The organism is Nonomuraea sp. NPDC001699, assembly GCF_053596455.1.
Map to the genome: position 1 here is coordinate 499596 of NZ_JBSFGF010000004.1, position 23989 is coordinate 523584.

24 protein-coding genes are annotated in these 23989 nt (G+C 72.2%); 13 read left to right on the plus strand and 11 right to left on the minus strand.

The window, feature by feature from the left end:
• Positions 1-80 precede the first annotated feature (80 nt).
• Both ACWCSU_RS15940 and ACWCSU_RS15945 read left to right on the plus strand, forming a co-directional pair.
• Complete coding sequence (locus ACWCSU_RS15940; RefSeq protein ID WP_357706204.1) at positions 81-641, plus strand: RNA polymerase sigma factor; 561 nt, start codon at positions 81-83, stop codon at positions 639-641.
• Positions 638-1390, plus strand: a complete 753-nt coding sequence (locus ACWCSU_RS15945; protein ID WP_357706205.1) for a methylated-DNA--[protein]-cysteine S-methyltransferase — start codon at positions 638-640, stop codon at positions 1388-1390. The genes ACWCSU_RS15940 and ACWCSU_RS15945 overlap by 4 nt, the downstream gene beginning before the upstream one ends.
• Here ACWCSU_RS15945 and ACWCSU_RS15950 read toward each other — a convergent pair.
• Entirely contained in the window at positions 1366-1920 is a 555-nt protein-coding gene (locus tag ACWCSU_RS15950; protein WP_357706206.1) for a helix-turn-helix domain-containing protein, read from the minus strand. The two genes, ACWCSU_RS15945 and ACWCSU_RS15950, sit on opposite strands and share 25 nt — an antisense overlap.
• 215 nt (positions 1921-2135) lie before the next feature.
• On the opposite strand from ACWCSU_RS15950, the gene ACWCSU_RS15955 reads away from it, so the two are divergent.
• Entirely contained in the window at positions 2136-3377 is a 1242-nt protein-coding gene (locus ACWCSU_RS15955; RefSeq protein ID WP_449935664.1) for a hypothetical protein, read from the plus strand.
• Here the strand turns inward: ACWCSU_RS15955 and ACWCSU_RS15960 are convergent.
• From ACWCSU_RS15960 to ACWCSU_RS15970, 3 genes are read right to left on the minus strand one after another with little or no spacing between them, the layout of a single operon-like run.
• Complete coding sequence (locus ACWCSU_RS15960; protein WP_449935665.1) at positions 3364-4593, minus strand: hypothetical protein; 1230 nt, start codon at positions 4591-4593, stop codon at positions 3364-3366. The genes ACWCSU_RS15955 and ACWCSU_RS15960 overlap by 14 nt on opposite strands.
• A gap of 7 nt (positions 4594-4600) precedes the next feature.
• Positions 4601-5254, minus strand: coding sequence for a hypothetical protein (locus ACWCSU_RS15965; protein WP_364096078.1), 654 nt, complete (start codon positions 5252-5254; stop codon positions 4601-4603).
• Positions 5251-5916, minus strand: coding sequence for a hypothetical protein (locus ACWCSU_RS15970; protein WP_364096075.1), 666 nt, complete (start codon positions 5914-5916; stop codon positions 5251-5253). The genes ACWCSU_RS15965 and ACWCSU_RS15970 overlap by 4 nt, the downstream gene beginning before the upstream one ends.
• A 169-nt stretch (positions 5917-6085) precedes the next feature.
• Here ACWCSU_RS15970 and ACWCSU_RS15975 point away from each other — a divergent pair, with 169 nt between their 5' ends.
• Positions 6086-8035 (plus strand): hypothetical protein, encoded by a 1950-nt coding sequence (locus tag ACWCSU_RS15975; RefSeq protein WP_357706211.1) that lies wholly within the window; start codon positions 6086-6088, stop codon positions 8033-8035.
• A 74-nt stretch (positions 8036-8109) separates the two neighbouring features.
• Positions 8110-11079, plus strand: a complete 2970-nt coding sequence (locus ACWCSU_RS15980; protein ID WP_357706212.1) for an ATP-binding protein — start codon at positions 8110-8112, stop codon at positions 11077-11079.
• A gap of 18 nt (positions 11080-11097) precedes the next feature.
• On the opposite strand, the gene ACWCSU_RS15985 is transcribed toward ACWCSU_RS15980, so the two are convergent.
• On the minus strand, positions 11098-11517 hold the full coding sequence (locus tag ACWCSU_RS15985; protein ID WP_449935668.1) for a YjdF family protein: 420 nt from the start codon (positions 11515-11517) through the stop codon (positions 11098-11100).
• Positions 11518-11690: 173 nt separating this feature from the next.
• On the opposite strand from ACWCSU_RS15985, the gene ACWCSU_RS15990 reads away from it, so the two are divergent.
• Both ACWCSU_RS15990 and ACWCSU_RS15995 read left to right on the plus strand, forming a co-directional pair.
• Entirely contained in the window at positions 11691-12920 is a 1230-nt protein-coding gene (locus ACWCSU_RS15990) for a MurT ligase domain-containing protein (RefSeq protein WP_357706214.1), read from the plus strand.
• Positions 12910-13623, plus strand: a complete 714-nt coding sequence (locus tag ACWCSU_RS15995; protein ID WP_357706215.1) for a type 1 glutamine amidotransferase — start codon at positions 12910-12912, stop codon at positions 13621-13623. The genes ACWCSU_RS15990 and ACWCSU_RS15995 overlap by 11 nt, the downstream gene beginning before the upstream one ends.
• A 4-nt stretch (positions 13624-13627) precedes the next feature.
• On the opposite strand, the gene ACWCSU_RS16000 is transcribed toward ACWCSU_RS15995, so the two are convergent.
• Both ACWCSU_RS16000 and ACWCSU_RS16005 read right to left on the minus strand, forming a co-directional pair.
• Positions 13628-13990 (minus strand): DsrE family protein, encoded by a 363-nt coding sequence (locus ACWCSU_RS16000; RefSeq protein WP_449935670.1) that lies wholly within the window; start codon positions 13988-13990, stop codon positions 13628-13630.
• 9 nt (positions 13991-13999) lie between these two features.
• Positions 14000-15493 carry a sugar-binding protein gene (locus tag ACWCSU_RS16005; protein ID WP_449935672.1) on the minus strand — a complete coding sequence of 498 codons (1494 nt, stop codon included), beginning with the start codon at positions 15491-15493 and terminating at the stop codon, positions 14000-14002.
• A 68-nt stretch (positions 15494-15561) separates the two neighbouring features.
• Between ACWCSU_RS16005 and ACWCSU_RS16010 the strand changes: the two genes are divergently transcribed.
• The 4 genes from ACWCSU_RS16010 to ygfZ all read left to right on the plus strand — a co-directional run bounded on the left by ACWCSU_RS16010 (position 15562) and on the right by ygfZ (position 18075).
• On the plus strand, positions 15562-16050 hold the full coding sequence (locus tag ACWCSU_RS16010) for an FABP family protein (protein ID WP_357706218.1): 489 nt from the start codon (positions 15562-15564) through the stop codon (positions 16048-16050).
• A 2-nt stretch (positions 16051-16052) separates the two neighbouring features.
• Positions 16053-16349, plus strand: a complete 297-nt coding sequence (locus tag ACWCSU_RS16015) for a DUF2470 domain-containing protein (RefSeq protein WP_364096056.1) — start codon at positions 16053-16055, stop codon at positions 16347-16349.
• Positions 16350-16671: 322 nt separating this feature from the next.
• Positions 16672-17085: a Fur family transcriptional regulator gene (locus tag ACWCSU_RS16020; RefSeq protein ID WP_352319736.1), complete on the plus strand. Its 414-nt coding sequence runs from the start codon at positions 16672-16674 to the stop codon at positions 17083-17085.
• Positions 17086-17136: 51 nt separating this feature from the next.
• Positions 17137-18075: a CAF17-like 4Fe-4S cluster assembly/insertion protein YgfZ gene (ygfZ, locus tag ACWCSU_RS16025; protein ID WP_357706220.1), complete on the plus strand. Its 939-nt coding sequence runs from the start codon at positions 17137-17139 to the stop codon at positions 18073-18075.
• 4 nt (positions 18076-18079) lie between these two features.
• Here ygfZ and dtd read toward each other — a convergent pair whose 3' ends face one another.
• On the minus strand, positions 18080-18511 hold the full coding sequence (dtd, locus tag ACWCSU_RS16030) for a D-aminoacyl-tRNA deacylase (RefSeq protein ID WP_357706221.1): 432 nt from the start codon (positions 18509-18511) through the stop codon (positions 18080-18082).
• 60 nt (positions 18512-18571) lie between these two features.
• On the opposite strand from dtd, the gene ACWCSU_RS16035 reads away from it, so the two are divergent.
• Positions 18572-19480, plus strand: a complete 909-nt coding sequence (locus ACWCSU_RS16035; protein ID WP_357706222.1) for an asparaginase — start codon at positions 18572-18574, stop codon at positions 19478-19480.
• On the opposite strand, the gene ACWCSU_RS16040 is transcribed toward ACWCSU_RS16035, so the two are convergent.
• Positions 19477-21081 carry a DUF2207 domain-containing protein gene (locus ACWCSU_RS16040; RefSeq protein ID WP_357706223.1) on the minus strand — a complete coding sequence of 535 codons (1605 nt, stop codon included), beginning with the start codon at positions 21079-21081 and terminating at the stop codon, positions 19477-19479. The genes ACWCSU_RS16035 and ACWCSU_RS16040 overlap by 4 nt on opposite strands.
• A 27-nt stretch (positions 21082-21108) precedes the next feature.
• Positions 21109-22197 (minus strand): FAD-dependent monooxygenase, encoded by a 1089-nt coding sequence (locus tag ACWCSU_RS16045; RefSeq protein ID WP_449935675.1) that lies wholly within the window; start codon positions 22195-22197, stop codon positions 21109-21111.
• 111 nt (positions 22198-22308) lie between these two features.
• On the opposite strand from ACWCSU_RS16045, the gene ACWCSU_RS16050 reads away from it, so the two are divergent.
• Positions 22309-23226, plus strand: a complete 918-nt coding sequence (locus ACWCSU_RS16050; protein ID WP_449935676.1) for a TetR/AcrR family transcriptional regulator C-terminal domain-containing protein — start codon at positions 22309-22311, stop codon at positions 23224-23226.
• Here the strand turns inward: ACWCSU_RS16050 and ACWCSU_RS16055 are convergent.
• Entirely contained in the window at positions 23223-23957 is a 735-nt protein-coding gene (locus ACWCSU_RS16055) for an alanyl-tRNA editing protein (protein ID WP_357706226.1), read from the minus strand. The two genes, ACWCSU_RS16050 and ACWCSU_RS16055, sit on opposite strands and share 4 nt — an antisense overlap.
• Positions 23958-23989 lie beyond the last annotated feature (32 nt).

Sequence of the window (23989 nt, forward strand, 5' to 3'; positions counted from 1 at the left end):
CCGTGTCCACATCGGACACGGGCCCCGTCCCCGTTCCGGGCGGACGCAACCGAAACCGGCGCGGCGGTGTTGGAGAGATTGTGAGTGGAACCGACTGCCTCGACCCGGTGCGCAAGGCGCTCCTCGACGACCTCGACGAGGGCTTCGCCGAGCTGTACGCCGCCCACCGCGGCCTGGTCTTCTCGACCGCGCTGCGGCTGAGCGGGCGCTGGGCCGACGCCGAGGATCTCACCGCCGAGGCGTTCCTGCGGGCGTACCGGGCGCTGGCGGGTTACGGGCCCGACCGCGTGGCCGCGTTGCAGCCGCGGGCCTGGCTGATGACGATCCTCATGAACATCTGGCGCAACTGCGCCAGGGCCAAATCCCGCAAACCGCCGCCCGACCTGCGTGACGAACCCGTGGACGAGCCCGACCCCGCCCAGAACGTCGAGGAGGCGGCGGTCCGCAAGGAGACCGGCGACGAGCTGTCGGAGCTGCTCGGCCTGCTGCCCGACGAGCAGCGGGCCGCGGTGGTGCTCCGGCACGTCGTCGACCTGCCGGTCAGCGAGATCGCCACCGTGCTCAGGATTCCGCAGGGCACGGTCAAGTCACACGTGTCGCGAGGGCTGCGGCGGCTCCGTGAACTGGGAGGTGCCCGATGAACAACGATTCGCTACTGGCCGGGCTGGCCGGGCTGGCCACCGACGCGCCCGACGGGCTGCTCGACCGGATCGCCGCCCGCTGGGTGAGCGTGCCCGCGCCGATCGGCGAGCTGCGCGTGGCCTTCACCGACCAGGGCGTGGCGTACGTGCACGCCGGCGACGACTTCGCCGCCTCCTTCAGGAAACGCTTCGGCCGGCCGCTGCTGGCCGCCGAACGGCCGCCCGCCGGGCTGCTGCCCGCGCTGCGCACCGGCCGCCTGGGCAAGCTGCCGCTGGACCTGCGCGGCGTCAGCGGCTTCCAGCGCGACGTGCTCGACGCGGTCAGGACGATCCCGAGGGGCGAGGTCAGGCCGTACGCGTGGGTGGCCGCGCAGATCGGGCGGCCGCGGGCCGTACGGGCGGTGGGGACGGCGCTCGGCGCCAACCCGGTGCCGCTGCTCGTGCCCTGCCACCGGGTCGTCAGGTCCGACGGTGTGACCGGCGACTACGTGTTCGGCCCGGCGGCCAAGGAACGGCTGCTGCTGGCCGAGGGCGTCGATCTCGACCGGGTGCGCTCGCTGGCCGGGGAGCGGGTGTTCTACCTGGCCAGCGACACCACCGGCGTGGTGTGCTTCCCGACCTGCCACAACGCCCGCCGGATCACCCCCGCCCACCGCCACGGCTTCCGCAGCCTGGCCCAGGCCAGGGCGGCCGGCTACCGGCCGTGCCGCACCTGCCGGCCCGCTCAGGTGGAAGGCTTGGCCGGGTAACGCATCAGAAGGGTCGCGCGCACGACGTCGGGGCCGTGCGCGCGGTAGCCGTGGGGGACGTCGGCCAGCCAGGAGATGTGGTCGCCGGGCCCGGCCGTGAGCGGTTCGTGGATCGGGCCGGCGCTGAGCGTGCCGCTGAAGACCGTGACGTGCTCGCTGACGCCCTTGTGGTGGGCGGGGGAGGTCTGGGTGATGCCCGGCGGCACGCGGACGCGGTAGAGCTCGTAGGTGACGCTGTCGTCCTCGAAGACCTCCAGCAGGTCGGCCTCGATGGCGGCGCCGCGCATGGTCCGCGGTTCGGGCGGGGAGTCGAGTATCGCTCCGATGGGCACGCCGAGCTGCGCGGTGATCGCCCAGAGCGTCTCCAGCGTGGGGTTGCGGGTGCCGGTCTCGACGCCGGACAGCGTGGCCTTGCCGATGCCCGCCCGTTTGGCGAGCTCGGACAGCGAGACTCCGCGCGCCTGTCGCAGCCGTCGCAGCCGATCACCGACGACGGCGGGGTCCTGGTCGAACGCGGGCAGCGGGTCCATGACGCCATCGTGCCGCACGGTTCGTCCGATGTGGACCGCCGATCCTTCGGCTCCCGGATTTGTCACTGCTCGGAAATGGTCCGCGAACACGCTGGTCACCGGGTGTCCGCGAGTTGCGGCTGCGGCGTAAGGGACAGACCGCTACGATTCAGCAGATGTCCGGATCGACAGGTGTGATGGCGCCGCCCCGACCTGGGTCAGCGCCGGCTCAGCGGATGCCGTCGCCGTACTCGCTGCCCCTGCACGCGCTGCGCCTCGCGGGGAGATGCGCGCTGCCGCTGATCCTCTGGTACGCGGCGGGCCAGGTCGTGCGCTTCGCCTTGCTGTACGCCGCCACCGAGCTCGCCTACGGCGACTTCCGGCAGGTCCGGCTGGTGGGCACGGTCACGTTCCTGACCATGATCGTCCTCGCGGTGATGACGGTCACCACGGGCATGCTCTACACCCTGCGCGGCGCGCTGTGGGAGATGCGTGCCCGGAGGAGCGAGGGCGTCGAGGACGAGCGCTTCTTCAGGGTGCTCGACCGGGTGGCCCCCGCCTTCGCGGTGCTCTACCTCTCATGGGGCTGGCACGTGGAGGACGCGCGCGCCCTCCAGCGGATGGACCTGAACCACCACTTCTACGACATGACGTCGGCGGCCTGGTTCGGTGAGAAGACCCAGGTCGGCAAGGGGCTGACCGACCTCGACTGGCGGGTGTCGCTGGGCGCGATGGTCGTGCTGTTCGGCCTGAAGTGGCTGTTCGCCAAGTTCGTGGAGCAGGGCAAGGGCAAACTGTTCGGCTTCGGCGCCGCCTTCTCCGAGTTCGCCTTCGTCTTCTACGGCCTGAACGCCACCGTCGCCATCGCCGGGCTGCGCTCGGACTGGGTGGAGCACCGCAGCGTGGTCGCCGGCACCGAGGACCTGGTGGAGCAGGCGGAGAAGAGCGTGCCGCTGTGGAAGACGGTCACGGACGCGGTGGGCGACTTCTGGCCGTACTTCATCGACGGCGTCGCCGTCCCGCTGGCCTGGCTGACCATCGCGATGCTCGTGTTCGGCGCCTACTCCGACGAGACCCGCAGCCTGCTCAAGGGCACCCGGTTCGAACGGGGCGTGGACCGGCTGGAGGGCAGCCACGACCTCACCAAGAGGTCGTTCGACCAGCTCACCGGCGGCTTCCGGGACCGCTGGCTGCCGCTGGCCAACTCCCTGCGGATGATCATCAAGGGTGGCGCGCCGCTGTTCGGCATGATGTGCCTGTGCTACGTCATCCTCACCGTGGGCGCCGAGTACGCCGAGCGCGCCGTGGTGACGCTCGTCGGCTCGCAGGCCGAGTGGGCCTGGACGTACAAGCAGGGGCCGGTGACGTTCGTGCGCGAGATGGTCGTCACCGTGCTCACCATGGCGCTGCTGGCGGCCACGTACGACCTGGCCGCCACGCGGGCCAGGCTCAAGGGCGAGCCGCTCACCGACGTCTGAACCGCAGCACGTCCGCTTCCGGCTTGCCCGCCTTCTCGCGCTTGAAGAAGTCCGCCGTGGGGGTGTCGGAGCGGTAGTCGCTGGGCGTGAAGGAGAGCTCGACCTCGTTCGCGACCGGCGTCGGGACGATGGCCATGCCTTCGATCTTGTACTCCTTGCCCAGCTCCAGCCGGTCCGTCGGGCGATCGCCCGGCTCGAACTCCACCGTCCAGCTCCGGCCGGCGCGGTCCTCCAGCTTGACCTTGCCCGGCGCGGCGGTCATGGTCGCGCTGCCCTCGTCGAGCAGCTTCTGGGTGATGTCCACCTTCAGCCAGGTGACCTCGGGGCCGTGCTTGCTGCCCTGAGGGGCCGGGACGGTGCTCAGCGCGGCCTTCCACTCGATGTCGTGGAGCTTGCCCGACTGGCCGGGGGCGACGGAGATCTCCCTGACCGTGATGCCGTCGGTGATGGTCGTGTCGTAGAAGACGTAACCGTCGTACGTGGTGAGGCCCATGGCGACGACGGACGCCACGACGGCGCCCACGGCGACCAGGACCAGCCGGCCGCGGCTGGGCTGCGGGGGCTCCTGCGGCGCCGGCGGCTGCTCCGGCGGCACGGAGCCCGCGCCGGGAGCCGGGCCGGGAGCCGCGCCGGGGGCCCGCTGCGGGGACGGCATGGTCATGCCGGGGCGGATGGCGGGCAACGGCTGCGTGCTGCGGCCTCCGGAGGACTCCCGGGGGGCGGGCGGCCAGACCTGCTGATCGGGGTGCACGTACCGGCCGCGTTCCGGCCCCTGCTGCCCGAACCCGTGCCCGGCGGACGGCTGCCCCCCGAACCCGGCCCCTGACGCCCCTTGCCCGAACCCGGCACCCGCCGCGGGCGTGCCCTGCCCGAAAGGCCCCTGTGCGGGGTTCTGCGGTGCTTCGGGCATCCGGGGGCCACCGGGCGCTCCCGCGCCGGACATGCCGTACCCAGGGGGCGGCGTGGGGTGGTTCGGGGGCGGCGAGGCCGTACGGCGGCGGCGGGGCCTGGGCGGCCTGGCCGGCAGGGGCGCCTGCGGCTCCGGCGCGGACGCCTGCCCGGGCGCGGGGAACGCCGGGGACGCCGGAGCCGCAGGCGGTCCCGGAGGCGTCGCCGGGCCCGGTGGCGGCGGAGGAGGCGGGAAGGCCGAAGGAGAAGGGTCCTCGGCCTGCTGGTCGTTCCTGGGGGCGAACCAGTCGCGCTCGTTCGTGCTCACAGTGCGATCACTTCTTGACGGTGGAGTAGACGGCCTGCGGCGAGGCCGCGAGCTTGCGCGCGGCCTCCTCGTCGAGCCCGAGGTCGACCTCGACCTCCGGCTGGAACGGCTCCACCACCACCTCGGCCGGCAGCCCGAAGACCACCCGCGCCCCCGGCAACGCCGATGGAGGAACCTCGAAGAAGAACCGCCCGCTGACCCAGATGTCGGGCTGCACCCACGTGTTGGCCAGCGTCAGAGGGCTCGCCACGCGGTCGGTGGCGTCGAACTTCTTGCCGTCCGTGGTCAGCAGCTCCGGCTGGCCCAGGTGGTACGGCTTGAGACTCGACTTGGCCGAGGCGGTGACCACCAGGAACAGGTTGTCCGTCGCGATGGTCTGGTCGCTGTTCTGGATCGTCTTGGCGGCCACGAACGAGTCGAGCCGTACGGTGAACCGCCGGGCGTCCACGCTCTCGCCCTTGACGCCCTTGTACGTCACCTTGGCGCTCGCCTCGTTGGCGGACAGGTGGAACGTCTGGAGCCCGACGGCGGCGGCCGCCAGCAGCAGCCCGGCGCACGCGTTGAGCAGCGTCGAGCCCCGCTTGCGCCCGTGTCCGGCGTGGCGGTCGGGACGGCCGGGGCGGTCCGGGACGGCGGAGGAACGCGGCTGGGTGGCGGTCATGCCCCCTCACCCGCCTTGACCGGCATCGTCACGCGGGCCTTCACCTCGGGGAAGAACTTGTCGTCCTTCTCCTCGGCGATCATCTGCCAGCGCAGCCGCTGGTCCTCGAAGCCGGGGACGTACTCGAAGGTGGCCACGTCGACGGTGACCTTGTCCGGCGGCCGTTCGGTCGCGCCGAGCCGGTAGCGGACGAGGACCTGGCTGGTCACGCCCGGATGGAGCTGCCGGGTCTCGTCGCCCTTGTTCACCGCGTAGACGAAGGGCCCCGACTCCTTGGGGAACTTGGGGCTGATGGCCACGAGCGAGTCGGCGAAGGACTCGCCGAGCCACGCCTGTTCCGGCTTGGCGGGGTCGGGAGGCAGGCCGACGCTGGACGTCTCGTCCCCCTTGTTGGTGACCTCGAAGACCAGCTCCACGAACCGCTTGTCCTCGTCGAACTGGGTCTCGGCCTTCTCCACCTTGACCCGCGACTCGACGAAGCGCGTGGAGTAACGGCCCTGGTCCAGGGTCGCGCCCTGGGCGAGCAGGTCCGGGCCCTTGTCGGGGGCCTCGTTCAGCCCGCCCAGCAAGGCGGTGATGCCGACGGCCGTGACCGCCACGAGAGCCACGATGGGCACCGCCACCGGGCGTCTGGGCCTCGTGTCGCCGGAGGGTTCCGTCATGGGTATGGATGGTAATAGGTCACGCTTGCCCCATCTGCCGCAATGCTCCCTTCTGGTGGGTGGAATTGCCGCGAACCCTGCCGCTACGGGGGTGGAAGCTCATACGCTGTCACGGAGCGGAAAAGGGCTGGCCCCTGCAACTAACGACATATCGCGGCCGGAGGGTCACGTGGCGGACGTGCATCCCGAGCATGCCCAGCTCCAGGCGGACCGCATCTACCTGGGGTGGCAGTACATGCTGCTGCATCCCGACCCCGGACCGCCGCCCAAGCGGCCCTCGCCGGTCCAGGAGCCCGCGCCGGCCGCGGAGTCGTCCGAGCGCGCGGCGGCCGAGGCGCTGCGCCGCGAGCGGCTCCAGGAGGACATGCTCAACCGGCCCGTACGCGTCATCCGGGCCATCAGCCTGACCGTGTCCGTGCTGATCCTCGTGGCCGCGTTCAGCGGCTACCTGGGGTGGTCGTTCGCGATCCTCGGGCTGGTCGCGGCCGGAGGCGTGGCGGGCATCTGCACCTACGCCCTGCTCCAGGGTGACCGGGCGGTGCGCTTCAGGGTGCTCGAACAGCAGGCCAGGGACGACCGGCAACGTCAGGAACGTGACAAAGAACTGTTCCGTGCCCAGGAGGAGCACGCCCGGCGCTACCGCGAGTGGCAGGAGTCCAAGGAGCGCCACGAACGCCAGCTCACCTGGTACGCCGTCGCCGTCCCCGACGAGATCGACCGCATCGACGTGGCCGGCGGCACGCTGCCGGGCTGGTCCGCGCTGATCACGCTGCTCGGCGCCACCCGGCTCTACAGCGGCGGCCACCTCACCGTGCTCGACCTGTCGGAGGGCGCGATCGCCAAGGACCTGATCGAGCTGGCCCGCAAGGGCGGCGACGACCCGCTGGTCTGGGTGCTGCCGGTCGACCTGCCCAAGCTCGACCTCGGGGCCACGCTGAAGCCGGAGGCGTTCGCCGACGTGCTGGCCCACGTGGTCAGCGTGAGCGAGGAGCAGCGCACCACGCGCGACCTCAGCTTCGACAACGCCATCCTGGAGCGGGTGCTCGAAGTGCTCGGCGAGAACGCCACCATCAGCCAGGTCACCGCCGCCCTGCGGGCCCTGGCGCAGGTCGGCGACCCGCGGGACGACCTGCGCTTCGGCCTGATCACCGCGACCCAGCTCGAACGCATCGGCACGCTGTTCGGCCGCGGCGTGAGCGACCGGGTGGTGATCGAGCGCGCCTGGGCCCTGGAGTCGCAGCTGCGCAAGCTGGAGACGCTCGGTACCCAGGCCGTGCGCCTGCCGCCCGCCCGGCTGCGGGTGGTGAGCATGGACCGGCAGGCCGGCGTGTTCGGCAACCGCGTGCTCGGCACGTACGTGGCCACCGCGCTCACCCACATCCTGCGCCAGTCGCCCGCCTCCGACCGGCCCTGGTACCACACGATCATCGTGGCGGGCGCCGACAAGCTCCGCGGCGACGTGCTCGACCGGCTCATGGACGCGTGCGAGACCTCCCGTACGGGGCTGGTGCTGACGTACCGGAGCCTGACCCCCACCGTGAAGGAGCGCCTGGGGCGCGGCCACGCGGCGGTGGCGTTCATGCGCCTCGGCAACGCCGAGGACGCCCGGGTCGCCAGCGAGCACGTCGGCACCGAGCACCGGCTGGAGCTGGCCCAGCTCACCGAGACGATCAGCGACGCCCTGCCGGGCCTCGACGGCGGCTACACCTCCACCATCTCCCAGGTCGACGACGACCGGCACGACCGCGGCGACGGCCACGCCGACCTGGTCGAGGACATCACCGAGTCCACCGAGTGGGGCAGGACCGCGGACAAGATCTCCGAGACCGAGCGCGTGCTGCACCGTTCGCGCGAGTTCCTGGTCGAGCCGCACCAGCTCCAGCAGCTCCCCACGACGTCCGTGATCGTCACCGACGCGACCGCCGAGGGCCGGCGGGTGCGGCTGGCCGACGCCAACCCGGCCATCCTGACCTTCCCCAAGACCACGCTGGGCGATCTGGAGGAGGTGCGCGAGGCCGTGCTGGCCCTTGAGGCGGGCGACGAGGGCGCCGACGGAGAGCCGCCACCCAACCTCGGGCCACCACCGCCACGCCTTGACTGGCGCAAGGGCAGGCAATGACCTGGTCAAGGGCGTGGTGAGGAGCTGACGATCGGCGGGACTTTACTGAGAACCGACTGTGGGGGAATTGAAAGATGCAGCCGAGTGTCTCGCTGAGCGGGCCCTGGTATCGGATCCAGTCGATCGCCGCACCCTCGCGAAGCTCGTCGGCGGAATGGGATTTCGTCACGGTGCTGCCCGCCGTGCTGTCGGCGGCGCAGCGTGACCGGCCGTTCGTCATCGGGTGGCTGTCGCGAGGTTCCGGCGCGCCGCTCGAACTGATCACCAACGCCGGCCCGCTCTCGCCGCCGCGCCAGCCACGCCGGGCGACCGACGTGCCCGGCCTGCCGACCGGGCCGCAGCCACTGCTGTTCCCCGGCGGCGCGCGGGGCATCGAGCTGGACGAGGAGTACCTGGCCGACCTGGCCGACCTGGTCTGGACGCCGTGCCCCGGCCGCCAGGCGCCGCCATTGGGCGGGCGGGGACGCGAGTTCGCCGGGTCCGACCCCGACGAGCTGAGGCGGCCCACGCTGTTCGAGTCGACGCTGGTCACGCTCATGTCGCGGCCGTTCGCCTGGCTGGTCGTGGCCGAGCCGACCGACCTGCTCGACGCCGAGGTGGCGCACCTGCGCACCCAGCTCAACGTCCTGCGGCAGTACGGCGACGCCTCCGAGCGCTCCCGGTTCGACGCCGAACGGGCCGAGCGCCGCATGCAGGAGCTCGACGCCTTCCGCGAGGCCGGCCTGTGGAACGTGCGGGTGCTGGCCGGCGGCGCCACCGCCGAGGAGCTGCGGCAGATCGCGCCCGTGCTCGTCGGGTCCGTCGAGATGAGCCACCACCCCTACCGGCTGCGCAGCGCGCACGGCGCGGTCTACGCGCTGTCGGAGGCCCTGGCCATCACCATGCAGGACCCGGCCGACAGCGCCGCCGCGCCCTTCGCCGCCACCGCGGGCGCGCTCGCCGCGCTGGCCGGGCTGCCCCGGCGCGAGGTCCCCGGCGTACGCGTGCTCGACTCCGGCTTCTTCGACGTGACCTCCGAGGCCGACGGCGGCGAGCTGGAGCTGGGCGAGATCCTCGACGGCCAGGACAGGGGGGTGGGCAGCTTCCGGGTGCCCCTGGCCACGCTCAACAGGCACGCGTTCGTCACCGGCGCGACCGGCTCGGGCAAGTCCCAGACCGTCCGGCACCTGCTGGAGCAGCTCAGCGAGGCGCGCATCCCCTGGCTGGCCATCGAGCCGGCCAAGTCCGAGTACGCGGCCATGGCCGGCCGCATCGCCGATCCGGTGACGGTGATCAATCCCTCGGCGCCCGAGGGCGTGCCGCTCAGCGTCAACCCGCTCGAACCCGAGCCCGGTTATCCCGTCCAGGCGCACATCGACATGATCAGGGCGCTGTTCATGGCGGCGTTCGACGCCGAGGAGCCGTTCCCGCAGATCATGTCGCTGTCCCTGCAACGGGTCTACGAGGCCACCGGCTGGGACGTCGTCACCGGCGGCGCCGTGCCCGGCTCGAACGTCCCGCCCAGCGTGCCGACGCTCGAACAGCTTCAGCAGCACGCCATGGACGTCATCAAGGAGATCGGCTACGGCCGCGAGGTCCAGGCCGACGTCGAGGGCTTCATCTCGCTCAGGCTGCGGTCGTTGCGGGTCGGCTCGGCCGGGCGCTTCTTCGAGGGCGGCCACCCGGCCGACATCGGCGGCCTGCTGGAGCGCAACGTCGTCCTCGCCATCGAGGACGTCGCCAACGACGAGGACAAGGCGTTCCTCATGGGCACGCTGATCATCCGGATCGTCGAGCACCTGCGCATGCGGGCCAGGAAGGAGAAGTCGGCCGGGCTGCGGCACGTCATCGTGATCGAGGAGGCCCACCGGCTGCTGCGCGACCGCGGCCACGGGCGGGCCTCCACCCACGCCGTGGAGCTGCTGGCCGGCCTGCTCGCCGAGATCAGGGCGTACGGCGAGGGCATCGTGGTGGCCGAGCAGATCCCGACCAAACTCGTCTCCGACGTCGTGAAGAACACCGCGCTGAAGGTCGTCCACCGGCTGCCCGCCGAGGACGACAGGAAGCTCGTCGGCGCGGCCATGAACCTCAGCGACGAGCAGTCCAGGCACGTCGTGTCGCTCCAGCCGGGCTCGGCCGCGGTGTTCGCCGACGGCATGGACCGGCCGCTGCGTGTGCGCGTCCCGCTGGGCGAGTCGCGGGAGAAGCCGCTGCCGGGCCCACAGCCGCCCATCCGCGGGCGCAGGTCGGCCGCCTGCGGGGCGCAGTGCCGTACCGGCCAGGCGTGCACCCTGGTGGAGCTGAGGGAGGCCGACGTCCTCGCCGACGGGCCGGACTGGGCGTGGCTGCGCATCTGGTGCGACACGGTCGTGCTCGCCTTCGTCAGCAACCGGCCGCTGCCCGGCGTGCCGCGCGCCCTGTCGGCGTCCTGGGCCGAGCTGCCCGCCCGCCGCCGCGAGTGCCTGCTCGCCACCCTGGTCGAACGCGCCGTCCAGCGGCGGGCCTGGTCGCTGCGGAGCTGGTTCGACCCGGCGCTGCTCACCGAGAAGGCCGCCGAGGTCGCCGCGCGGCTGCTGTCCGGGGCCGAGGCCGGCGGCGACCGTCCCGGGGCGTCGTGGGTGATCCCGCAGGTGCGCTGGCTGCACGAGGTCGACCGGCTCTTCCCGTACGGCCAGCCCGCCCCCAACCTGCGCAGCCCGGCCCCGCCCATGGAGTACGCCCTGTTCCGCGGGGCCAACGGCAACGGCGGCGCCGACCTGGTGCACGCCGAGCTGCTCGGCCACCGCGCCAAGGCCCTGCGCCACCACCCGCTGTCCATGGAGGTGGACCACAACCGGGCCCTGGCCTGGCGGGTGATCCTGGGCGACGACGAGAACGAGAACGTGCAGCGCGACATCACGAACGTGGCGATCGGCATCGAGGCGTCGGCCAGGATCAGGCACGTGGGCCAGACGATGGGCGCGGGCTGGCTGGAGGGCGTGCTGTCGTGGCCGCAGCGGTTCGTCCTGCCGTTCGAGCACGGGGGAGCCCCGGAGATCGCCTTCGTCGAGGCGCCCTCGTCCTGACGCCCCGGGGCGCCACGGCTAGCGGTCGCGGCGGCGTTCGAGGCGTTTGCGCCGGGCCACCTCGCGCTTGTGCCCGGCCAGCTCGCGCCGCCGTTCCCGCCGCCCCTGCGCGGCCTCCTGCCTGCGGCTCTCCAGCTCCAGCCGCATCGCCTCCTGGGAGGTCGTGCTCCGCACGGACACCTGCGCCGCGGCCCGCGCCGCCAGCTTGGCCGCCCGCTTGGGGTTGACCCGCCGCACCCGCTCCCCGGCGGCCACGGCGGGCGCGGCATGGGCCTGCTCCAGCAGGGGGACGCCATGGCGCATCAGGAACGCGTGCAGCTCGGGATCGGTGGGCTCGGACCCGAGGGTGAACCGGGTCGCCCGCAGCCGCCCGCCTTCGGCGACCTCCAGCACCCCGACCCAGAACGGGCCGTCCAGGTAGACCGACAACGTGACCATCTTCTCCGCCCTTCATCCAGACATGCCGGGAAAACGACCTGGACAGGCCGCTTCCGGCACACCGGACATCCCTGGAAGGGCGGATACGTGAGGCTTCGCCCGGGCTACCAACCGGGCCGCGTTTTCGTGTGCAACTCCAGAGTACGACTCAACGGCGACTAGGATCCTTGGGCATGACCCAGCTTCCTCTGCGGGCTCAGCTCGCCAGCGCCCTGGGACGCAGCGCCGCCACGCTCTCGCGGATGACCGGGCGCGGTGACGGCTCGGTGATCGGCGGCAGGGTCGGCCTGCTGCTTGAGCCCGACCTCCTGCGCAAGCTGGCCCGCGACCGCAAGCTGGCCCTGGTCAGCGCCACCAACGGCAAGACCACCACGACCAGGCTGATCACCTCCGCGCTGCTGGAGATGGGCGAGGTGGCCACCAACGCCTTCGGCGCCAACATGCCGGCGGGCCACGTCTCGGCGCTCTCCCAGCAAAAGGGCGCCCCCTACGGCGTGCTGGAGGTCGACGAGAAGTACCTGCCGGAGGTGCTCGACACCACCGGCGCGGGCGTCGTCTGCCTGATGAACCTCAGCCGCGACCAGATGGACCGCGCGGCCGAGATCTGGCTGCTCGCGCAGAAGTGGCGCAGGGCGCTGTCCGGCAGGCCCACCCACGTCATCGCCAACTGCGACGACCCCCTCGTCACCTGGGGGGCCTCCACGGCCGCCAAGGTCACCTGGGTCGCGGGCGGGCAGCGCTGGAAGGAGGACTCCTGGTGCTGCCCCGAGTGCGGCGGCCCCCTCGACCGCAAAGACGCCGACTGGTCCTGCCGTGAGTGCACCTTCCACCGTCCCGAGCCGCAGTGGATGCTCGACGACGACGTCGCCGTCGACCCGCGCGGGCAGCGCTGGCTGCTCGACATCCAGCTTCCCGGCCTGGCCAACCGCTCCAACGCGGTGATGGCGCTGGCCGTGGCCGACGCGTTCGGGCTGCCGGTCGACCGGGCGCTGCCCCGGCTGCGCGAGGTCACCTCGGTGGCCGGCCGCTACACCACGGTCGAGCGCGACGGCCGCCACGCGCGGCTGCTGCTGGCCAAGAACCCGGCGGGCTGGCTGGAGGCGTTCGACGTCGCCGACCCGCAGCTGCCGATCATCCTCTCGGTCAACGCGCAGGGCCCCGACGGCCGCGACACCTCGTGGTTGTGGGACGTCGACTACCGCATTCTGCGCGGCCGTCCGGTCTTCGTCACCGGTGAGCGACGGCTCGACCTGGCGCTCCGGCTCGACGTGGCCGACGTGCCGTTCACGTTGTGCAGCTCGTTCTCCGAGGCGCTGGCCATGCAGCCGCCCGGCCGGGTCGACGTGATCGCCAACTACACCGCCTTCCAGCTGATCCGATCGGAGTTCGGACGTGCCCTCTGACAGCGCCCTCAGCATCGTCTGGATCTACCCCGACCTGCTGAGCACGTACGGCGACCAGGGCAACGTGCTCGTCCTGGAGCAGCGTGCGCAGCGCAGGGGCATCGAGGTCGAGACCGTCTACGTCCGCTCGGCCGACCCCGTGCCGGAGAGCGGCGACATCTACCTCATCGGCGGCGGCGAGGACCGCCCGCAGATCCTGGCCGCCCAGCGCCTGCGCCGCGACGGCGGGCTCCAGCGGGCCATCGCCCGGGGCGCGGCGATGCTGGCGGTGTGCGCCGGCTACCAGATCATGGGCAGCACGTTCGGCGGCGAGGAGGGCCAGCCGGTCGACGGCATCGGCCTGCTCGACATCGCCAGCTCGCGCGGCCCGGCGCGGGCCGTGGGCGAGCTGGTCGCCGAGGTCGACGCCGCGCTCAACCTGCCCACGCTGACCGGCTTCGAGAACCACATGGGCGTCACGCACCTGGGCCAGGGCGTGCGGCCGCTGTCCAAGACGGTCGCCGGGGTGGGCAACGGCGACGGCTTCGAGGGCTGCTACGCGGGCCACGTGGTGGGCACGTACCTGCACGGCCCCGCGCTGGCGCGCAACCCCGCCCTGGCCGACCTGCTGCTGTCGTGGCGCGTGGGCGACCTGACGCCCCTCGACGACTCCCGCTACGAGGCCCTGCGCCAGGAGCGGCTCAACACCGTGCTGTCCGGCTGACGGCCTAGTAGATCAGGGCCTGGGCGCCTTCGCTGACCGCCTCCTCGACGAACGCGGGCGCGCCGGCGATGCGCACGCCCTCGATCACGTCGTCGACCGTGATGTCCCGGCGGGCGGCGCACTGCGTGCACAGCGTCACCCGGCCCGCCGCCAGGACGGCTTCCAGCAGGTCGGCCAGCGGCGCGGCGTGCGGCAGGCTGAACTCCTTGGCCCGGCCCGGCAGGGCGAACCAGGACGACTCGCCGGTCAACCAGAGCGAGACCGGCACGCCGCTCGCCAGCGCGGCCGCCGCCACCGTGAAGGCCTGGTTACATCGCTCAGGGGCGTCCGCCCCCGCGGTCACCTTGATCACCAATGAACGTGCCATGCCGTCACCCTAACCCCGCCGCACCTGACCCCACACGTACGGATCGGCCTGGGCGCTGCCGAACGGCGACCAGGCGAGCCGCGTCTGCCCGGTCCTGTCCTTGGTGTCGGAGTCGTAGACGAGCACGTTCGCTCTCAGCGCGGTGGGCGGGGCGGGCAGCAGCGCGAGCGGGATGCGCACCTCGACGCCGTAGCCGCCGTGGTGGGCCGCCGCGGCCACGCGTACCCGCGGGGCGGGGCCCTGGCGGGCGTCGGCGTCGCGGGCGGCGCACGGCCCGCCCCGGGCGGTGTAGGGCAGGACGCCCAGCTTGAACGTGGTCGAGGTGTCGTCGGAGTCGCCGCGCGGGTCGAGGGCGATCTCGACCGCGTCGGTGCGCCAGTGGCGCTCGCACTCCCCGAGGGCGGCGCCGCGGGCCTCGTCGGTGACCTCGACCTGGACGTAGAGGTCGTCGCCGTGGCGGGCCAGCCGGGCGGTCGCGGCGCAGTCGGCCGCCGCGCAGCGTTCGCCCTCCCAGTGCGCCAGGCGCAGGGCGGGGCCGGCGTACTCGCCGGGGGAGGCGACGCCGTCGAGCACGGGAGCGCGCCCGGCGACCGGCAGCGTGGTGGCGGGCGGCTCGGGATAGTCCGGCTGTGCCCTGTTGGCCAGCCAGGGCAGGCCGACCGCGCGCGCCCAGTCGCGGAACTCGGCGTACAGGGGGCGAAGACCGGCCTGCTCGACGACGGGGGCGGGCACCGGCCGCCCGCCGTCGAAGACGACCGAGAACCAGTCGCACCCGAACGGCCCGGCCACTTTCGCCGGCCGGGAGGCGAACCCCTGCGTGCGGTACGCGCGCTCGGCGTCGCGCTCCCGCTGGGCCCACGTGCCGCGGTGGCGCGGCGATCGGACGCCCTCCCAGACGCCGAGCTGCGGCAGCCCGGTGGCCAGGTCGCGGAGGCCGGCCGTCGCGCAGCCGGGGCCCACGGGGCCGCGCAGCCCCCAGTTCTGGGTCAGCAGCCGGGAGGCCCGCCAGGGCGCGCCCGTCCCCGGGAACGCGGCGGGGTCGGCGGCCAGCCGGAACGCCTCGACGGCCAGCCGGGCGGCGAGCTGGTGCCCGCCGTGCTGGTTGAAGGGCCGCGGGTCCATCGTGACGACGGTCGTGGGCGTGGTGGCTCTGATCGTCTCGACCATGCGCCTGAGGGTGTCCGGCCCCCACGCGCGGGCGGTCAGGGGCGCCGACAGCGTGTACCAGAAGTCCGGTCTGTCCAGGTAGAAGACGTCGCGGATGCCCGCGTGCGCGACCGCCTCGCGCTCCTCGGCCTCCCTGATCCGGCCGAGCGCCGCGCCCTTCTCCGGCCCGGCGGCGTTGCCGCCGCCCTCGCCGCGGGTGACCGTCACGACGCCGGTGGTCAGCCCCAGGCGTTCGCGCCACTGCCCGAACGTGGACAGCGACTGGTACTCGTCGTCCGGATGGGCGCCCACGAACAGCACGTCGACGTGCGGCGGCACGGCCCAGGCATCCAGCATCGCGGCTCCCCCCGACGGAACGTCTCCCCGATCCAGAAGGTTAGCCACCGGCGCTAGGCTTGGTGAGCATGGAAGAACCTGAGGTGCATCCCGCTCTGGAGCAGATCGCGTTCCTGCTCGGCCGCTGGGAGGGCGCCGGCGTGGGCGGCTATCCGACGATCGAGAGCTTCAACTTCGGCCAGGAGATCGAGTTCGGCCACAACGGCAAGCCGTTCCTGACGTACGTCAGCCGCACCTGGCTGCTCGACAACGACGGCAACCGGGTCAGGCCGCTGGCCACCGAGTCCGGCTACTGGCGGGCGCAGCCCGACCGGCAGATCGAGGTGGTGCTCGCGCACCCGACCGGCATCGTCGAGATCTACATCGGCGAGGTCGTCTTCCACAAGATCGAGCTGCGCACCGACGTCGTGGCCCGCACCTCCACGTCCAAGGAGTACACCGCGGGCCACCGCCTCTACGGCCTGGTCAACGGCAACCTGATGTGGGCCTACGAGATGGCGGCCATGGGCCACCCGCTCACCGACCACATGTCGGCCGAGCTGAAGAAGGTGTCCTGAGCATGACCTCGCCCTTTCCCCCCGAGGCCGTCGAGGCGATCAAGCGCCACATGAACGACGACCACACCGGCGACGCCCTGGTCATCGTCCGAGGGCTCGGCGGCCGGCCGGGGGCCACCTCGGCGGTGACCAGCGACGTCGACGCCGAGGCGATGGAGTTCACGGTCGACGGCGGCGAGCGGGTGCGCGTGCCGTGGGGCGAGACGCTGACCGAGCGCGCCCAGGTGCGCAAGGCGGTGGTGCGCCTCTACCGGGCGGCCTGCGCCGAGCTGGGCATCGAGCCGCACGGCGAACACTGAGGGAAGAATCGATCGGAGAAACAAAGAGGGCCCCGGGCAACACTCCGCCTGCCGAGCAGACGGGCCGGATGGACCATGGCCGGGATGCGTCATCCCGCCCTCCGGCTGCCAGGGGCCCCGGTGGTTGCCTCGGATTCGCTTGCGACACGAGACAACAGTCCGCAGCGCTAGCGGACAACCACCTCGCTAGCCCGACTATGACTATCCATTATTCGGACCACCTCCTTTCCGCGTACTCATGAAGCTATGCGGTCGCGCGCGCCGGGGGCAAGTAATTATCGGACGGCCGCGAACAGGCGATCGTGCGCTTTACACTCGGGGCATGACCGAGACGCAGTGGCACGAGGAACTCCGCGCCAAGGGCTACCGGGTCACCCCGCAGCGGCAGCTCGTGCTCGAAGCGGTCAAGGATCTGGAGCACGCGACGCCCGAGGAGATCTGCACCAAGGTCCGCGAGACGGCGCGCGGGGTCAACATCTCGACCGTCTACCGCACGCTGGAGCTGCTCGAAGAGCTCGGCATGGTCACCCACACCCATCTCGGCCACGGCGCGCCGACCTACCACCTGGCGGCCGAGGCCGACCACGTCCATCTGGTGTGCCGGGGGTGCGACGAGGTCTTCGAGGTGCGTCCCGAGCTGGCCGAGGGGCTGGTGAAGGGGCTCGACGAGGAGCTGGGGTTCGCGGCCGACGTCCATCACCTCACGGTGTTCGGCCGGTGCAGCAACTGCCGCTGACCCGCGGCACCGGCGTCGGGCGCCGTCGCGCGGGCGGATAGCCTTGAGGGCATGCGTAGCCCTCTGCTCGATCTCCCCGGCGCCGTCGCGGCCGACGGGCCGGACGCCGACGTAGCCGCGCACTATGGCGACCTGTTCGCCGAACAGCGCGCGCTGGCCAAGGGTGAGGCGGTCGTCGACCGCAGCAACCGCGAGGTGGTCCGCATCTCCGGCGTCGACCGGCTGAAATGGCTCAACGACCTGACCTCGCAGAAGCTCGACGCGCTGCCGCCCGGCCAGTGGACGCAGACGCTCGACCTCGACCTCCAGGGCCGCGTGCTGCACCACCTCACGCTGGTCGACGACGGCGAGAGCGTGCTGGCGCACGTCGAGCCCGGCACGGCCCAGAGCCTGATCGACTACCTCGACCGCATGCGGTTCATGCTGCGCGTGGAGGTGTCGCGGGCCGACGACCTGGCGGTGCTCTCCACGGCCACCGAAGACTTCCTGGTGCCGCGCGCGGAGCTGGCCGACCATCTGGGCCGGCCCCTGGCGGGGCTGTGGGCGTACGAGGCGCTGCGCATCGAGGCGCACCGGCCGCGGCTCGGCTTCGAGACCGACCACAAGACGATCCCCCACGAGGTCGACTGGATCGGCTCGGCGGTCCACCTGAGCAAGGGCTGCTACCGGGGCCAGGAGACGGTCGCCCGCGTCCACAACCTGGGCCACCCGCCGCGCCGCCTGGTGTTCCTGCACCTCGACGGCAGCGTCGACACCCTGCCGGTGCACGGCGACCCGGTGATCTTCGAGAGCCAGGAGGTCGGCGTCGTCGGTTCGGCCGCCCGCCACCACGAGCTGGGCCCGATCGCGCTGGCCGTGGTCAAGCGCACGGTTCCGGTCGACGCGCCGCTGCTGGCCGGTGGCGTGGCCGCCGCCCAGGAAGTCGTCGTGCCCCCCGACGCCGGCCGCAACGTCGCCATCGACCCCTCGCTGCGCCGCCGCATCCGCTGACCCGTCAGGCGTCGATGTCGAGGACGAGCGTGATCGGCCCGTCGTTGACCAGCGAGACCTTCATGTCGGCGCCGAAACGGCCGGTCTCCACATGGGCGCCGAGCGTCCTCAGCTCCTCGACCACGGCCTCCACCAGCGGCTCGGCGACCGGCCCAGGGGCCGCGGCCTGCCAGGTGGGGCGCCTGCCCTTGCGCGCGTCGCCGTAGAGGGTGAACTGGCTGATCACCAGGAGTGGGGCGGAGACGTCGGAGCAGGACTTCTCGCCGTGCAGGACGCGCAGGCCCCACAGCTTGGCGGCGAGTTTGGCGGCCTCGGCGCGGGTGTCGGTGTGCGTCACGCCGACCAGGACCAGCAGCCCAGGCTCGTCGACCGCGCCGACCGTCTGCCCCTCGACCTCGACGGAGGCCGAGCTCACTCGTTGTACGACTGCTCGCATGGCATCCCATTCTGGCGCAGAAAGAACTGTTCGTAGACTCGTGCCGAAAGGGGGCGCGTTATGTCGCTGATTGTCGAGGTTGTCCGGTCGGGGTTCGTGGAGTCCACGCATCAGGCCCGCATGTTGACCGTGGACGCGCGAGGCGTGCCCGTGGAGACGCGGGGAGCGGTGCACGTGCCGGCCTCGCCGCGATCGTCGATGAAGCCGCTGCAGGCGCTCGGCATGATGCGCAACGGCCTCCAGCTGGAGGGGGAGCTGCTGGCGCTGGCCTGCGCCTCGCACTCCGGTGAGGCGTTCCACGTGGACGGCGTGCGGAACATCCTGGCCGGAGCGGGCCTGGATGAGTCCGCCCTGCTGTGTCCGGAGGACCACCCGTTCGAGCGCACCTCGATCGAGTTCGGCAGGGTCTACATGAACTGCTCCGGCAAGCACGCCGCCATGCTGGCCACCTGTGTGCTCAACGACTGGCCGCTCACGACGTACCTGGAGCCCGCGCACCCGCTCCAGCGTGCGATCCGCGCGACGGTCGAGGACCTGACCGGAGAGCGCGTGGCCGCCTCCGGCGTGGACGGCTGCGGCGCGCCGCTGTTCTTCGTGTCGATGCTCGGCGTCACCAAGGCGTTCAGGGCGTTCCCGCTGGCCGCGGAGGGCTCGCACGAGCGGCGGATCTTCGACGCCATGCGGACCTACCCCGAGTGGACGTCCGGCACCGACCGGCCCGAGGCCAGGATCATGCGGGCGATCCCCGGGCTGATGCTGAAGGCGGGCGCGGAGGCGTTCGACGCGTTCGCGTTCGAGGACGGCCGGGCCGGCACGATCAAGGTCGAGGACGGCTCCACGCGGGCCCGCGTGCCCGTCACCGTGGCGGCCCTGCGCTCGCTCGGCCTGGACGCCCCCGAGCTGGCCGAGCTGGCCCGGCCGGCGCTGCTGGGCGGCGGCCGGCCGGTGGGCGAGCTGCGGATCCGCTAGAGGCTGCGGAACTGGCGGCTGGCGGAGATGGCCCCCGAGGTCGTCGTGGTGAACGTGCGCATCGACCCGGCGAACTTGGACAGGTCCCACTCCGCCGGCCCGTGGTACCAGTAGAGGTTGTCGGCCTGGTGGCCGTTGCCGGTCACCGAGGCCACCACCCGCGCCCAGTGCTCGACCCCGTCGAAGATCACCGCGTACGGCAGGTAGCGCGAGAACAGCTCCACCCGGTGCTGCTCGGGCACCTCGCCCAGGTCGCCGGAGAACAGGTACTCGCGGAAGCCCATCGTGTGCGCGAGCGCGGCCGAGCCCTTGGCGGTCTTGGCCGGCATGTACTGGCCGCCGACGGCCAGCGCGCCGCCCGCGATGACCAGGGCCAGCCCCAGCAGCCCGTACGTGGTGAACCAGGCCAGCCCGACCGTGGCCAGCAGGCCCAGCCCGATCAGCACGACGCCGATCGTCGTCCACCGGGTGCGCTCGGTGTCGGGACGGCGGGCGAACCAGCCCTGCGCGACCACGTCGGTGTAGAGCGCGTCGCGCACCTTGCCCAGATGGCCGGTGAACGAGCCGGACAGCTGTGACAGCAGCACCGTGTCGCGCCCGTCGAAGACGGCGTCGTACAGGGCCCGCTCGTACGGCAGCAGCGCGTTGACCGGCGCGTTCGGCAGCCTGACCAGCATCCAGTCGGGAGCGTCGTAGGCCTGGCGGGGCTGCTCGTCGATCCGCAGGTAGCCGCGGACGGCCAGGTCGACGATGGTGGCGGTGACGTCGACCACGTCGGCCTGCTCGTCCACCAGCGTGCCGATCTGGCCGGGACGCACGCCGTCCGGCGGGGTGAAGTGCCCGTTCTGGATGGGATCGACCGTGCCCTTCTCGTGGCCCGCGACCCGGGCGTCCCGGCCGCGCGTCCAGTAGAGCAGGCCGACGCCGCCGAGCAGCAGCACCAGCAGGCCGGCCAGGGCGCCGCCGGTGACCAGGTCGAGGGTGAACGCCGAGGCCAGCGAGAAGCGCCTCTCCAGGATGGGCGCCCCGGAGCTGGAGCCCTTGGGGTAGCCGACGACCACCGTCAGGGCCTGGCCCGGCGCGAGGTTCTCCTGCTCGAAGTCGGCCTGCGTGCCGGTGTGGTCCATCGTGGCCGCGGTGCAGCCGATGGCCGAGGTCAGGTCGCCGGCGAAGCACGACAGGTTCTGCACCTGGCCGGGCCCGTGGACCTGGACGGTCGCCTTGGCCACGGCGACGTTCCAGCCGCTGACGGCGAACCAGCGCAGCTCCTCGACGCCGCCGGAGGTGGTCACCGCGCCCTTGACGTCGTACTCGACGGTCTGGCCCGTCACCGTCAGGACGTCGCCGTCGAGCTTGCCGCCCTTGACGTTGGCGACCTGGTAGACGCGGTCGTTGCCGTCGTCGTAGCGGGTCCTGGTGAGGAGGGTGCGCTTGAGGCCGCCGGACCCTCCGGTGATCTTCTCGACCACGTGGAGCGTGCCGTCCTTGGCGAGCGTCATCGTCACCTGGTCCGTGATCCCGGCCTCCGCCAGGGCGGGGGTGGCCAGCAACGTCAGCGCGGTGGCTCCCAGGGCGGCCAACGTGAGTCTGAAACCCGTCATGGCGGGACATCGTAGCGGTTGCGGGTGTCAATCCAGGGTGATGCCGTCGGCCGCCCGGCGCACGCTCTCGGGCGAGGCGGCCATGCCGGGGTTCTCCAGGGCGAGAGCCTGGTTGAGGGCGACGTAGGGCCGCATGCGCCGCTCGTACCGGTCGAACGCCCCCTCGGGGGCCCGGCCCAGCTCCTCGGCCAGCACGTACGCCCCCACCAGGGCCAGACTGGTGCCCTGCCCCGACAGCGGTGAGGGGCAGTAGCCGGCGTCGCCGATCAGCGCAACCCTGCCCTTCGACCAGCGGTCCATCTCGACCTGGGCCATGGCGTCGAAGTAGAAGTCGTCGGCCCGCCACATGGCCTCCAGCAGCTTGGGCGCCTGCCAGCGCAGCCCCGAGCAGTGCTCCTGGACCAGGCGCCTCTGCTGCTCGACGTCGCGGTGGTCGTAGTCGAGCGGGCCCGCGGCGAAGCCCATGTTGACCTTCATCACCGCCGTGTCCCGGTCGCTGAACAGGCCGAACCCGGCCTCGCCCTCCCGGTGCCAGACCTGCCAGTGGTCCAGGCCGAGGAAGTTGTCGGCGGTGTAGATGGAGACGTACATGCCGAGGTGCTTGAGGAAGGGCTGCTCCGGGCCGAAGGTCAGCTTCCTGACGTTGGAGTGCAGGCCGTCGGCGCCGATCACGTAGTCGTAGCGTTCCCGGACGCCGCTGTCGAAGGTCACGTCCACGCCTTCGTCGTCCTGGTTGAGGGTGGCGACGGAGTCGCCGTACCGGCAGGGGGCGTCGGTGACGGCGTCGAGGATGGCGGTGAGGTCGTCGCGGGCGATCTCGACGTCCGGGCTGTCGAGCCGGCCGCCGCTGACGGTCTCCTCGGTGCTGCGCATGATCTCGTTGCCGTCGCCGTCGTACATGGACATGCCGCGCATGGTCGTCCGGGCCGCCCTGACCTGCTCCAGGATGCCCATGCGGTCGGCCACGACCAGGGCGGCGCCCCGGAGGTCGACGGCCTGGCCGCCCTTGCGCGGGCGCGGGGCGCGCTCGACGAGCGTGACCTCGAAGCCGCGCCGCCGCAGCCAGTGGGCCAGGGCGGGACCCCCGACGCTCGCCCCCGAGACGAGAACCTTCATGATGCGCTCCTTGCTGTTGACGTTGTACGCAGAACTGAATGTACGACGTACATACAGCAGCTCACAAGACTGCGCTGATAAGATCTGTACTAGTACAGAGAGAGGGACGAGATGACCGCTCCGCCTTACGCGCGCATCGTCGAGGACATCAGGCGGCGCATCGCCGACGGCCGCCTGCGGCCCGGCGACCGGGTGCCCTCCACCAGGCAGCTCGCCCGCGACTGGGAGGTCGCGCTCGCCACGGCGGCCAAGGCGCTGACGGTGCTGGCCCAGCAGGGCGTGGTGGTGGCCGAGCCGCGCGTCGGCACGGTCGTGGCCGAGATCCGCGGCGGCGGGGCGCGGCGGGCCCCCGTCCCGTCCGGCGACGACCTGACCCGCGACCGCATCGTGGCCGCCGCCGTCGAGATCGCCGACGCCGACGGGCTCGCCGAGCTGACCATGCGCGGCGTGGCGGGCCGGCTCGGCGTGGCCACCATGTCCCTCTACCGGCACGTCGGCGGCAAGGACGACCTGGTCATGCTCATGATCGACTACGTGATCCGCGAGTTCCCGCTGCCCGACCCGCCGCCCGACGGATGGCGGGCCAGGCTGGAGACCGCCGCCCGGGTGCAGTGGGCGGGCTACCGCACCCACCCGTGGATGGCCAGGGTCACGTCACTGACCAGGCCGCTGCCCTCGGCCAGCCTGATCGCCCACACCGAGTGGGTCATGCGCACGCTGGAGGGCTCGCCCCTCGACCCCATGAGCAAGATGCACGTGCACACCCTGCTGTTCAGCTTCGTCCAGGGCCTGGCCGCCAACATCGAGATGGAGCAGCAGGCCCAGGCCGCGACCGGCCTGACCGCCGACGAATGGATGACCAGCAGGGAAGGGGAGCTCCAGGCGCTGGCGGAGTCGGGGCGGCTGACCGCCTTCACCGGCGTCGTCGAGGAGCTGGGCGGCGAGTTCGACCTCGACCTCGACCGGCTCTTCGCCTTCGGCCTCGACGCGCTGCTCGACGGGCTCGCCGGGCTGGTCGAAGGGCGCTAGTCGGAGATCGCGATGCGCAGCCGGCGGAAGCCGCGCCCCTTGCTCTCGATCTTGGCCACCTTGATGCGGCCGATCTGCTTGGTCGAGGCCACGTGGGTGCCGCCGTCGGCCTGCGTGTCGAGGCCCACGATGTCGACGATGCGCACGTCCTGGACGGCCTCGGGCACCAGGTTCGTGGCCGTGCGGATGATGTCGGGGATCTCGAACGCCTCCCGCCTGGGCAGCACGCGCACGTCGATGCGCCGGTCGGCGACGATCTCGGCGTTGCAGGCGTCCTCGACGGCCTCCTTGAAGCCGGGCGGCACCTCGGGCAGGTTGAAGTCCATGCGGGCGCTCAGCTCGTCCATGTTGCCGCCGGTGACCAGGCAGCCGTAGTCCCTGAACACCACGCCGCACAGCACGTGGAGCCCCGAGTGCGTACGCATGAGCGCCGACCGGCGGGCGTCGGCCACGGCCGCCTCCACCACCGTGCCGGCGGGCGGGATCGGGTCGCCCTCGGCGGGGATCAGGAAGAGGTCGTCGCCTTTGCGCACCCCGACGATGCGCGTCTCCACACCCTGCCAGACCAGAACTCCGTGATCGGCCGGCTGGCCGCCCCCGCCTGGATAGAATGCCGACCTGCTCAGCACGATCCCCTCAGGCGTCGCGTCCAGCACGACGGCTTCGAAGTCCCGCAGGCTCTGGTCGGACAGTTCGAGCCGCTGCGTGCGTCCGTGGAGGTCGGCGGTCATATCGGCAGCCTAGTGCCCCGGGGTGATAATGC